The sequence below is a fragment of the Acidisphaera sp. L21 genome, from assembly GCF_009765685.1.
Lineage (GTDB): Bacteria > Pseudomonadota > Alphaproteobacteria > Acetobacterales > Acetobacteraceae > LMUY01.
Genome location: NZ_LMUY01000081.1, coordinates 91953 through 103000 on the forward strand (window position 1 = coordinate 91953; position 11048 = coordinate 103000).

Annotated in this window: 10 protein-coding genes and 2 pseudogenes; 7 read left to right on the forward strand and 5 right to left on the reverse strand. The window is 59.6% G+C overall.

The window, feature by feature from the left end; genetic code table 11:
- Both GSQ76_RS16965 and GSQ76_RS16970 read left to right on the forward strand, forming a co-directional pair.
- Positions 1-364, forward strand: a pseudogene (locus GSQ76_RS16965) (MFS transporter); the annotation flags it as partial.
- A complete protein-coding gene (locus GSQ76_RS16970) occupies positions 361-1188 on the forward strand; it encodes an EamA family transporter (RefSeq protein WP_158745318.1) in 828 nt (275 codons plus the stop codon). The pseudogene GSQ76_RS16965 and the gene GSQ76_RS16970, both read left to right, overlap by 4 nt.
- 2 nt (positions 1189-1190) lie before the next feature.
- Here the strand turns inward: GSQ76_RS16970 and GSQ76_RS16975 are convergent.
- Positions 1191-1406: pseudogene (locus tag GSQ76_RS16975) on the reverse strand (inorganic phosphate transporter); the annotation flags it as partial.
- Positions 1407-1496: 90 nt separating this feature from the next.
- Positions 1497-2045 (reverse strand): phosphoribosyl-ATP diphosphatase, encoded by a 549-nt coding sequence (locus GSQ76_RS16980; RefSeq protein ID WP_158745319.1) that lies wholly within the window; start codon positions 2043-2045, stop codon positions 1497-1499.
- Positions 2046-2382: 337 nt separating this feature from the next.
- Between GSQ76_RS16980 and GSQ76_RS16985 the strand changes: the two genes are divergently transcribed.
- On the forward strand, positions 2383-3537 hold the full coding sequence (locus GSQ76_RS16985; protein WP_158745320.1) for an IS4 family transposase: 1155 nt from the start codon (positions 2383-2385) through the stop codon (positions 3535-3537).
- Here GSQ76_RS16985 and GSQ76_RS16990 read toward each other — a convergent pair.
- Together GSQ76_RS16990 and GSQ76_RS16995 are read right to left on the reverse strand one after the other, a co-directional pair.
- Entirely contained in the window at positions 3432-3824 is a 393-nt protein-coding gene (locus tag GSQ76_RS16990; RefSeq protein ID WP_158745321.1) for an efflux RND transporter permease subunit, read from the reverse strand. The two genes, GSQ76_RS16985 and GSQ76_RS16990, sit on opposite strands and share 106 nt — an antisense overlap.
- A gap of 235 nt (positions 3825-4059) precedes the next feature.
- Positions 4060-4917 carry an efflux RND transporter periplasmic adaptor subunit gene (locus GSQ76_RS16995; RefSeq protein ID WP_254070456.1) on the reverse strand — a complete coding sequence of 286 codons (858 nt, stop codon included), beginning with the start codon at positions 4915-4917 and terminating at the stop codon, positions 4060-4062.
- Between the two features lie 418 nt (positions 4918-5335).
- Between GSQ76_RS16995 and GSQ76_RS17000 the strand changes: the two genes are divergently transcribed.
- The gene (locus GSQ76_RS17000; RefSeq protein WP_254070458.1) at positions 5336-6256 is read left to right on the forward strand and encodes a helix-turn-helix domain-containing protein; all 921 of its coding nucleotides are present in this window, start codon (positions 5336-5338) and stop codon (positions 6254-6256) included.
- A 234-nt stretch (positions 6257-6490) separates the two neighbouring features.
- Here GSQ76_RS17000 and GSQ76_RS17005 read toward each other — a convergent pair whose 3' ends face one another.
- Positions 6491-7387: a transporter substrate-binding domain-containing protein gene (locus GSQ76_RS17005; RefSeq protein ID WP_216851108.1), complete on the reverse strand. Its 897-nt coding sequence runs from the start codon at positions 7385-7387 to the stop codon at positions 6491-6493.
- Positions 7388-7467: 80 nt separating this feature from the next.
- Between GSQ76_RS17005 and GSQ76_RS17010 the strand changes: the two genes are divergently transcribed.
- From GSQ76_RS17010 to GSQ76_RS17020, 3 genes are all read left to right on the forward strand, one after another.
- Positions 7468-8562, forward strand: coding sequence for a mandelate racemase/muconate lactonizing enzyme family protein (locus tag GSQ76_RS17010; RefSeq protein WP_158745323.1), 1095 nt, complete (start codon positions 7468-7470; stop codon positions 8560-8562).
- 61 nt (positions 8563-8623) lie between these two features.
- Entirely contained in the window at positions 8624-9523 is a 900-nt protein-coding gene (locus tag GSQ76_RS17015; protein WP_158745324.1) for an aminotransferase class IV, read from the forward strand.
- Between the two features lie 998 nt (positions 9524-10521).
- On the forward strand, positions 10522-10758 hold the full coding sequence (locus GSQ76_RS17020; protein ID WP_158745325.1) for a hypothetical protein: 237 nt from the start codon (positions 10522-10524) through the stop codon (positions 10756-10758).
- Positions 10759-11048: the final 290 nt, after the last annotated feature.

An 11048-nucleotide genomic window follows, 5' to 3' on the forward strand; every position in this document is an offset into this window, starting at 1 on the left:
GACCGTGGTCGGAACCGAACTCGGCACGGCGGCGGCGATCTTCGCAGTCCTGGCGCTGCCGCTCGCGCCGACGCTGGCGTTGCTGCCGTTCCTGGGCATCGCCCTCAACGGCACCTCTTCCGTCCTCTACGGCACGGTTCCCGAACTCGTCGCCGGTGACAAGGTCGAGCATGCCTTCGCCCTGTTCTACTCCGGCACCCTCGGCTCAAGCGCGTTGGTTCCCGTCGTCCTCGGAACCCTCGGCGACTGGGCCGGGCCATCATGGGCCACTGCCGTCGGGGCTTCGGCGGCTTTGTGCGTCATTCCCTTGATGGTCTTGCTCGCGCCGCGGCTTGCCGACGACGCCCAGCACCCGGCGGCATGACCTCCTACGTCCTCGGCCTGGTGATGTGCGCCGCCATCCTCCACGCCGGATGGAATGCCGTCCTACGCGGTGGCGGCGACCGCCTCTGGTCGATGACGTTGATGATGGTCGCGATCACCGTGGTGACGGCGTTTGCCTTGCCGTTCCTGCCGTGGCCGAACGCGGCCAGTTGGCCCTACATCATCGCTTCGGCCGTCATCCATGTTGGCTACAACCTATCGCTGGTGAGAACTTACCGTTCCGGTGACCTCGGTCAGTCGTATCCGGTCTCCCGTGGGTCGTCGCCCGTCCTCGTCGCCTTGGGTGCGGCGGTGTTCGCGCACGAGATCCCGAACGTCGCGGTCTGGGTTGGCATCGGTTTGGTGGCTACCGGGATCGTCTCGCTCGCTTTCGGGAGCAAGAAGGTCCGCGCGGACTTCCTGCCCGCGGCCTTTACCACCGGGGTCTTGATCGGCACCTACACCGTCGTCGACGGCATCGGGGTCAGGCTTTCCGATAACAGCACCGCCTACACGAACACCATGTTCCTGCTGTGGAGCATCACGATGCCCGCCATCTTCTATGCGTTGCGCGGCAAGCCGCCGACCTACACCCGAACCCAAACGGCGATTGCCTTGATGGGCGGACTGGTATCCATCCTGGCCTACGGCATCGTCATCTGGGCGATGCAGTTCGACGCCATGGGTGTGGTGTCGGCGTTGCGGGAGACCAGCGTGGTTTGGGCCGCCCTAATTGGCCGGATGTTTCTGCAGGAGAAGTTGTCCGCACGTCGGATTGCCTCCTGCGGCGCCATCGCGGTGGGAGCGGCGTGCCTCGCTTTCTGACCCTAGGCGCAGCGCGCTATGGCTTCCACGATCCAGTAGCAAATGGCGGCGACGGCCGCCGAGCCTGGCAGAGTAATGCCCCACGCGACAACGATGCCGCGCGCGATACCCCATCTTACCAAACTGGGACGGCGAGCGGCTCCGACGCCGACGATCGAACCGGCGATGGTATGGATGGTCGAGACGGGGATGCCCAGCCAAGTCGCGCCGAACAGTGCAACGGCACCACCCGACGGTCGAAGCGTTCAAAGCCGTTACCCAGCACCCCGAGACTGCGGCCATTCTGGAGGATGTCGGCGAGCTGGTCGTCAAGGGATCTTGGACGTTCCGAGTTGGACTGACTTGATCAGGCGTTTCAGCGGCCCCTTTGGCCTATCGGTCAGATTGCTGGCTGTTTCGCGGTTTTCCAGGGTTGCCCAGACTTCCTCCGGCCGAATTCCGGCATCCACCCACATCACCAACAGGTGGTACAACAGGTCTGCGCTCTCGCCGATGAGACCAGGCCGATTACCGGCTACCGCTTCGATCAGGCATTCGACAGCCTCTTCGCCGAATTTCTGAGCAACATAATGGGTTCCCTTGTCGAGCAACCGCGCAGAGTGGCTGATGAGGGGGTCAGCAGTCCTGTGATCCTTGATGATCGACCAGAGCCGGTCCAGCACATTGGACTCAGCATGGAGGTTCATCGCTTGATCCAATGGACGAGTCTTGGGAGAGTCCGCCCGCCTGCGTTGCGCCGTGGGGTCAACCTTGATCTCCGCCGCTATCATCCCTGCGCCGTTTTTTGATGCCGCACGGGAATCCTTCTTGCGCTGAGCGTTTGGAGAAGCGAGCTTTTTCTTAGCGGTTTTCGGCATAGCAGCTCCACATCTAAGCTCGACTTTGGCCGTTTTGCCGAGGCGAACTGATGAATCGAACGTGATGCGACAGGGGGTCACGGCTTAATCTGAGGCTGCGAGTCTACCCCGAACAATGCTTTGGGTCGATATGCCGGACGACTGGCCGCTACACGGGTAACGTTCGCGATGGTGGCCCGAAAGGTCATGGCACCTTCACCCAATACTCGCGGCGATGTCTACGTCGAGAAGTGGTAGCCCGCCCCTCACGAATCCCCTCATTTCGAGCTGACCTGATCTAGGCGCGATTCGCGTCTGTTCCGTACACACTTCGTGTGATCGCGGATGAGTTTGAAGTATGGGCAAGGCAGCGGGTTCGAGCGGACGCTTGGGTGACGTCCGAGGCTTTATCGGCGGTCTGTATGGGCCTGACCTGCGCGCCAAACGGATCGACGCCCTGGCGGCGGCGACGTTGGGGGTGATGGCTAGCGCATCGCTGGCGGTGGCGATGATCGGGCAAGCGCTGGCGCAAGCGCGCGGGTTGGTGACCAAGCATGCGATCAAACAGGTTGACCGGCTGATGAGTAATGCAGGGATCGACGTGTGGGACAGCTTCTCCCGCTGGGTGCCACAGCAGATCGGTGACCGCAGCGACATCCTGGTGGCCATGGACTGGACCGAATTTGATCACGACGGCCAATCGACGCTGGTTCTGAGCCTGGTGACAGGCCACGGCCGCGCTGCGCCATTGATTTGGCTGACGGTCTGGAAGGAAGAGATCGCGACCCGTCGCAACGATTATGAGGATGCCTGCCTGCGCCGTTTGACCGAGAACATGCCTGCGAACTGCCGGGTGACGATCCTGGCTGATCGCGGTTTCGGTGACCAAAAATTGTTCGCATTCCTGCCCACACTCGGCTTTGGCTACGTCATCCGTTTCCGTGGCAACATCCGGGTGACCGACGCTGAGGGCCAGAGCAAGCCTGCTGCCGAGTGGGTAGGCCAGGGTGGCCGCGCACGCAAGCTGCGTGACGCGCGGGTAACGGCGCAAGGACAGCCAGTTGGTGCGGTGGTGTGCTTACACGCCAAGGCGATGAAGGAGCCATGGTGTCTGGCAGCGAGCGACCCAGAAGCAACGGCGGCGGTCCTGGTGAACCACTATGCCAAACGATGGACCATCGAGCCCGCCTTCCGCGATACCAAGGATCTGCGGTTCGGTATGGGGCTCTCATCAACCCGCATCGGCGAGCCGACGCGTCGTGACCGGCTGCTTCTGATCAGCGCATTTGCCATGGCGCTACTGACCCTTCTGGGGGCCGTTGGTGAGAGCCTGGGGATGGACCGGCAGCTCAAATCTAACACAAGCAAAACCCATATTCATTCCCTGTTCCGCCAAGGATGCATGCTTTACGAGCTGATCCCCAACATGCCCGAGCACAGGTTGGTGCCGCTCATAACCGCCTTCGCAAAGGCCGTCTCAGAGGCACACGAGTTCAGTGGATTGTTTGCCTGAACGGAATGAGGGGATCGCTGAGGTCCATCACCCGTGCTTTCCGATTCCACATAGAGCATGTCATCAACGCCATTGACCTCTTGCTCGATCGGCCCCGCGACAGTCGCCGCGATGACCTCGGCCGAGGCGCCGGGATAAGATGCCACGATGTTTACGGTTGGTGGCGCGATGTCTGGGTATTCCGAAACCGGAAGGCGCTGCAAGGCAATCGCCCCGATGACCGTCAAAACGATGGACAGAACGCTGGCGAAGATCGGGTGGTCTATAAAGAAATGTGAGATCTTCATCCCGGTGAAGCCTCGACCTTACCAGGCATAGCCGTGACTTTGCTTCCGGGGCGAACGAAGGGATTGGCAGATCCGTTGATAATGACACGGTCATCAGCTGTCAGACCGCTGCGTACGGTCCGCAGGCCCAGTGCCATCTGGCCAAGCATGACCGACTTGGCGCCGACGGTTCCATCGGCTGTTACGACAAGGACGATCCGACTGGCCTGGTCCGATTGGACAGCGTCGTCGGGGATCAACAACACTTTGGAGTCTCCGGCCCATAGCCGAATTCGCGCAAATCCTCCAGGGTCAGCAATTGATCGCCGTTATCGAAGATGCCGCGGCCGCGGATGGTTCCAGAGCGGGAATTCACCACGTTGTCGATGAAGTCTAACGTTCCTTTGTGCAACCATGTCGTCTCATCTTGTAGCTTTACCTCGACTGGATTGCGCACAATTCTCCCGGAAGGCCTTTGGCCAGAATGAGCCAAGCGAACATATTTAAGGTAGTCGGCTTCGGCAGCATCGAACTCTAAATAGATCGGGTCCAGGGCGACGATCGTGGTCAGCAGCGTTGGCGTCATTCCGTTCTGGCCGCCGTTGACCAGATTGCCGACATCTACGCGGCGGTCGGAGATCCGACCTGCGATTGGCGCGCGGACTTCTGTCCAACTCAGGTTCAATTGAGCGTTGTGCAATGCGGCCAAGGCAGAGTCGCGATTGGCTTGAGCTTGACGGAGGGTCGAACGACGCATGTCAAGTTGGCTTTGCGGCAGAGCTTGGGCAGGAACTAAGGGCTCGCCACGGTGGACCTCAAGCGCGGCAATCTCGACCGCGGCGCTGGTCCGGTCGACATCCGCTTGGGTACTATCGACAGCAATTTGATAGGGTCGCGGATCGATGGTGAAGAGGAGGTCTCCCGGTTTCACCAACTGGCCGTCGCGGAAATACAGAGCATCGACGAAACCCGTAACACGCGGTCGGACTTCAACAGATTGGGACGGAGTGAAACGACCGGTAGACTCGTCCCAATCAGCAATGACACGAGATAAAGGCGTGGCCACTGTTACCGTTGGAGGTGGCGCCTGTGCCAAGGCCTGAGAAGAAATCAATGTAACGCCACAGAGGACCCAAATTCGCCACGACGCCGTAGTGGTCGAACTGATCGGCCCTCTAAAACTAACCCGACGCCTCACGACGTCGACGCTACGATGGGCGACGCCCAAGTGAACCAGGACCCGTGTGCAACGATGGCGGTAACCAACTGCCTGTAAGCTGCGCGAAGGACTGCTTGCCTGGACATCCTTTGGTTCGCTTCCTAGCGTGGTTCTGATTGCTGTTTGGCCGTTCTCACATGGCAATGTCTTGCCCAATTCAGACACGGCTTTTCGTTTCCAGACATGTTTTTAGGAGTTAGCTTTCTTATTGGATATGCTGCGTGTAAGAACTACAGCCTGATCGGATAAATGCCGACTTCTCCCTTTGCAGGGGACAAGCTTCATACCTACCATGCCAGAGGAGGGGAAATTGATGCTGGCAGGACGTCTCAGCTACGAGGACTTCAATAGACACCTGTTCTACGGAGACAATCGTCCCGATGTGCATCGGGTCCTGTCGATACGCCGAAACGGTGTTAAACGGCCATTTGCCGCCCGCTACATTCTAGCAACCAAGGCAGTGACAGTGCCTGTGGCGTCATTAATCGACTGCTTGGTGCCAATGGTTCACATGGCACCAAGGCCGCAATATAATATTGTCTACGACGGAAAGCTTATTCACCGTGAAGCGACTGCTTTGGGTACGTTCACGATCCGGGATCGTAGAGTAGGGCAGTACAATGATAGTCGTGTAGCTGATAATGTCAGCTTTTACATTCCGATGGCAGATTTAGCGGATATCACCTATAAAATGGGCGCTTCAAGAATTGAGGCTTTACCCACTCTCCTGGATCAATACTGTTACGATCCTATTATGTTCTACATCGCGAAAACAATGGATTGTGCACTTGAGCACCCGTCTGAGGTCTCGGCGTTATTTATAGGTCACATATTCGAAGCGGTATGTCTTCATATTGTTAAAACATACGGCGGTCTCAAAGAGCATGATGCGCTACGTCGCGGAGGACTATCGTCTGGTCAGGAAGCCAGAGTAAAGAGTATGTTGCTCGACGACTTAACGGCAGATGTGAGTTTGGAAGATCTAGCTGTTTCATGCGGAATGTCTGAACGACATTTTGCTCGGGCATTCAAGCAATCTACAGGCATTCCGCCGCATCGTTGGCTTTTGATGAAGCGAGTTGAACGAGCTCAGTCGATGCTGCAAAACACGGCATTACAAATCAGTGCAATTGCACTTGAATGTGGTTTTGCAAGCCAAAGTCATCTCACGCGCGTTTTCTCTAAGGCAGTTGGTGTCAGTCCGGCCGCTTGGCGCCGCCACTGCCGCTATTGAACCTTTGCCGGGCCGTCCACAGCCTAACTCAACTTGAGACAATCAGAAACCGATGCGAAGTCGACGACTGCCGGCACAGGGCGCTCGGATTATTGGTATGGTCGAAGTGGTCGGCGGTCGACTGAACCCGGTACGCCAACTGCCCAGTTCACGAGACATCCGGCGACTGCCGTGCCGCGCGGAGACAATCCTCACGCGTCCAGAAAACGTTGAACAAAGCAATCACGCGTAGTCTCAAGACTTCTGAGCCCAAAGTTCTCGAACCACAGGAGGTGCTTTCGCCGGGTCAATCCCGCGTGCAATGAGATAAGTCTCGTACATCACCTGAGTCTGGCCCGTGGTGTAGTAGAAATCGAGCGTCGTGCCGAGCCAGTCACGCCAGGTCTTGTCCACCTCCCGCCGCACACCAGCAGAGGTCGCGGAATATCGAATGGGTTCGGGCAGGACCACCGTGCCGAAGTGCGTCTTCTGCTGCATCAACACTAAGGCGGGGTGATAGAAGCATAGCACGTTCAGTTGACCCGCCTGAAACGCCAGCAAAGCCGGATCTAGCCCTGGAAAGCGTTTGATTGTCGCCTTCGGCAGCCGTGCGGTGACATCCCGCTCGGGCGCTGTACCAAGCGCCACGCCGATCGTGACTTCGGGCTTGTTGAGGTCACTCCAATGCTGCGCTGGAGTGCCATCGCACACCAGCACGCCCTGGGCATAGTAAAAGAACGGTTGGACTGGGAAATCCAATGCCAGGGCTCGTTGCGGGGTGGCGTCCAGTACGAACATGACGTCGTACTGGCCAGCCTGCAGCCCCGCTACCGCGGCCGCCCAAGTTGTTTCCACCGTCACCAGCTTGACGTTCAAGTCGTGGGCGATGGCTTCTCCCGCCAGAGTGCCGATCCCCCCCCAGGCGCCCGTCGATACATCCTTGTAGAACCAGGGTTCGCCGGGCACCACGCCGATACGGACCTCTCCTGTGGTGCGGATACGATCCCAAGTCGACGTGGGGGTCTGGGCGCGCGCGGTTCCCGCAGCGGTCAGCCCAGCGAGTCCGGCCAGTCCCAAACCCAACGCCGCACGGCGCTGCCGGTCATGTTCAGCCATTCCAGCATCGCCTTGTTCAATGATGCGGGCGAGCATAGGAATGGCGCTCTCGCGGCGTCAAGGAACCCCCTCCCCTGCGCATCTCCCGGATCGAGGCATTCGCGTTCCACCGCCGGTTGGACGGAGCCGCCTGGAACCCGGTCTCGCGGTGGCACGAACGCCGCGCACCGTTCATTCGCCTTGTGGCGGAAGACGGCAGTGTCGGGATCGGCGAAGGCTGGTCCGACCAGGGGAAGATCGCTGCCTTCTTCGACCATCTTCAGCAGGTCTCCGGCTGGCTGCTTCAGCAACGCTGCGACGATATCGACCCAATCCATGCTACGATGTTCAGCTCACCCAGCCGGCTACCGTGGGTGGCGCCCGCGGTCGGGAGCGCCATCGACATAGCGCTTTGGGATCTCCGGGCCCGACGACGCGTCACGCCCCTCCATCGCCTGCTCGGCAGTACCACTGGCGTCGTCGAGGTCTACGCCAGTGGCGGATTGTATGCCGACGGCAAATTCCTGAACGACCTTGCCGCGGAGATGCACGGCTACGCTGCCGAAGGCTTCACCGCCGTCAAGATGAAAATCGGCGCACTCCCTATGGCGGACGATCTGGCTCGCGTGTCGGTGGTCCGGGACGCCATCGGCTCGGGCCACCGGCTGATGGTCGATGCCGTCGGGCAATTGAGTAGGGCGACCGCGCCGGCGTGGATCGATGGCCTTGCGAGGCTGGGCGTCCATGCGATCCAGGCGCCACTACCGGAAGGCGACATCGATGGGATGGCTGCCCTTCAGGCTCGTGGGCCGCTGACGGTTGTGGCCCAGGAGCGGGAGCATGATCCGATGGTGTTTCGAGCCCTTATCGAGCAGCAAGCTGTAGGAATGCTCCAGTTCAACCCAGGATTGGCAGGTGGCGTCACCGGAGCGCGGGCGTTGACAGCCATGGCGAACGCGGCGGCCATCCCAGTCACCCTGCAATGCTATTCGACGGCGGTGATGCAGGCGGCATGCTGGCATATCGGGGCGGCGCTGCCCGGGGTGCAGTCCGTTGAGAACCACCAGTTCCACGACAGCTTAAACCAGGCATTGCAGCCAGAGATGGCCATTGTTCGGGAGGGCCAACTTCGATTGGGCGATCAGCCGGGTCTGGGCATCGATCCCGCGCTCTTCGACGGGTCGGTGCCCGGCCCAGGAACGCTGGAGCGTGTTTTCGCCAGCTCCAATTGATACAGGCGACAGGTCGCGGCAGGGTTCATCGGCGGCGCCGAAGCCGCTGAGGAGACCCAGCATGGCCGGCAGTCAGGACATCGCAGAAGACCCCCGCAACGCCTCGGTGCTGATTTGGCTAAACGGCCAATTGGTGCCACGCGACAAAGCCGTCGTCTCGGTCTTCGACGGCGGCTACATCGCCGGCGATGGTGTTTGGGAGGGAATGCGTCTGCATAACGGCCGCCTGCTATTCATAGACGAGCATCTGGACCGGCTCTGCCTCGGCGCCCGGGCAATCGACTTAAATATGGGCATGGACCGCGCAGCCCTGACGGCGGCGCTCATTGAGACGTGCCGCGCGAATGGCATGCATGACGGGGTCCATCTGCGCTTGATGGTGACACGCGGGGTTAAGCGCACACCCAGCCAGGACCCCCGCGCCACCATCGGACCTGCCACAGTAGTGATCGTCGCCGAACACAAGGTCCCGCCACTAAGCCTCGCGAGGACGGGGCTTGCCCTGCTGACGTCCACGATACGCTGCACCCGTGCCGACCAGTTCGACATGCGGTTGAACTCTCACAGCCGCCTGAACCTCATCACGGCCCTAATCCAGGCATACAAATCAGGGGCCGACGAGGCGTTGATGCTGGACGATGCCGGCTTCGTATCAAGCTGCAACGCGACAAACTTCTTTTTCGTGCGCAATGGCACGGTCTGCACTTCGACGGGACGTAGCTGTTTCAATGGCATCACTCGGGCCAAGGTGATCGAGCTATGTGCCCCTGCTGGGCTATTGGTGCGCTGCGAGGATTTCACCCTCCTGGATGTCTACGGCGCCGAGGAAGCGTTCGTGACCGGCACGTTCGGTGGATTGACGCCAGTGCGAATGGTCGATGGGCGCCCGCTGATTGGGTTACCCGGCCCGGTGACGGCGCGCCTAACCGCACAGTATCAGGCCTTAGTCGCCGCCAGTTGACGCTCCCCCACCATGTAGGCCTCAAGACAATTGAACCAGCGAGCGCTTTTCGTTCCCGTTGCTGTTGGACATAGCCCAGGCCACCTATAATATCTGGAGATGTCCGATGTTCCTACTTTGTGGACGCAAAGAAGCTGTTGAGAAACGTTGAAAAATGATATTAGTGTGCGCCCGAACTATTGGCTTCGTGTGGAATGATCGTGTCGGAAGCCGCAGCCCAGCTCTTCTTGGCGATACCCAGAAACGGCAGTTGGATGCGGGGAAGGGGGCCGCATAGCGCTACCCTCATCGGTCTTCTAGACGCTGGGTGCCCATACTTCGAAGAAAACGCCATGCCTGACGATAATCGCGATGTAGAAAGGCTCGTTCGACTTACAGTCGCGGGTAAGGGCATTGTTGATACCGTCATTGACTCATATCTAGCGTCACCAAGTGGTCACATCACGTCTAACATCCAAGACTTGCTGCCTGCTGCGCCACAGACGCATGAAGCCGGCAAACCCATGTTATAACCCGCCCTTCCCGCGCAGCGAATCGTCTGCCTATCTATGCTTTGCACCCACAATGCGCTAGCGCCGGACCTACGCCATTTCCGATAGCCGGCTGCCTCGGGCCAAGATCGCTGGCTTCGCGCCACGGCGTCACTCGTCCGTTGTACGTACTGCGCGATCTCTTCGCACTCGCGGCGGGTGAGCATGATGAGCTGGGTCGAGCGAGCAACCGCAGCCCTTGTCGTGTCGATGTCGACTTCCACATCAGACCGCATGCGGATGATTATCTGAAACGACTTAGCCGATTGCAAGCCGCATTCTGGACATGAGAGTGGAAGCTTTGGCGTCATGACGCCTTTGCGACACGTGGGCAGCTCTGCTGCTGCCCTGCAAACCCGCCACAGATTGATTAAAATTGTGACGCATCCCCCATTTGGGGGATGGAACCTTCCGTTCCGCAAGACAGGCTTCCTCGACAAATCAATGCGGCCTTAAAAGGCGACGGTCATGAAGTTCGTGGAGCTGCGGGAATATCTGGGCTTCCTTGAGGCAGTGCAAATACTCAACCACATTGTTGCTGGCGACCTGCCGCACCCGGTCAACGGCTTCATTGCGTCAGACAACAGGGCACACTGGCACCGTCCAGCAGTCGACATCGCGCTCATGGCTCTCACCAACCTGCGGCGACCAAGCCGTCGTGCGATACCGGAATGGACGCAAGACGTCAGCTTTAGCAGGGCTTAAGGCCTCGCCTCGCAGCTCTGTCCTATGAGCGTGGCGACCAATGTCCTACGATGACACTCGCCGACAAGCTACTACACTGCGGCTCTGCATTGCTGCGTTTGGTTTGAACGGTTTGGCGCTGACGGCATGGACCCACTGGCTCACCAAAAATCTTGCCTCAATGACACTGGGAGATTGGCAGCTTTATGTGCCCCTGGCTGTCTGCGCCTTAGTGGGGTTTGTCGTCGACATTTGGCGGCAGGCGAGGCGCTAGGCGCGGCTCACATCCGCCGATCGCCGGCCCACATCTC

Coding starts and splice junctions, on each gene's coding strand:
- GSQ76_RS16980 (WP_158745319.1), bottom strand. CDS start 2,045: ATGCCGAAAACCGCTAAGAAAAAGCTCGCTTCTCCAAACGCTCAGCGC.
- GSQ76_RS17020 (WP_158745325.1), top strand. CDS start 10,522: ATGAAGTTCGTGGAGCTGCGGGAATATCTGGGCTTCCTTGAGGCAGTG.
- GSQ76_RS17005 (WP_216851108.1), bottom strand. CDS start 7,387: ATGCTCGCCCGCATCATTGAACAAGGCGATGCTGGAATGGCTGAACAT.
- GSQ76_RS16990 (WP_158745321.1), bottom strand. CDS start 3,824: ATGAAGATCTCACATTTCTTTATAGACCACCCGATCTTCGCCAGCGTT.
- GSQ76_RS17000 (WP_254070458.1), top strand. CDS start 5,336: ATGCTGGCAGGACGTCTCAGCTACGAGGACTTCAATAGACACCTGTTC.
- GSQ76_RS16970 (WP_158745318.1), top strand. CDS start 361: ATGACCTCCTACGTCCTCGGCCTGGTGATGTGCGCCGCCATCCTCCAC.
- GSQ76_RS17015 (WP_158745324.1), top strand. CDS start 8,624: ATGGCCGGCAGTCAGGACATCGCAGAAGACCCCCGCAACGCCTCGGTG.
- GSQ76_RS16985 (WP_158745320.1), top strand. CDS start 2,383: ATGGGCAAGGCAGCGGGTTCGAGCGGACGCTTGGGTGACGTCCGAGGC.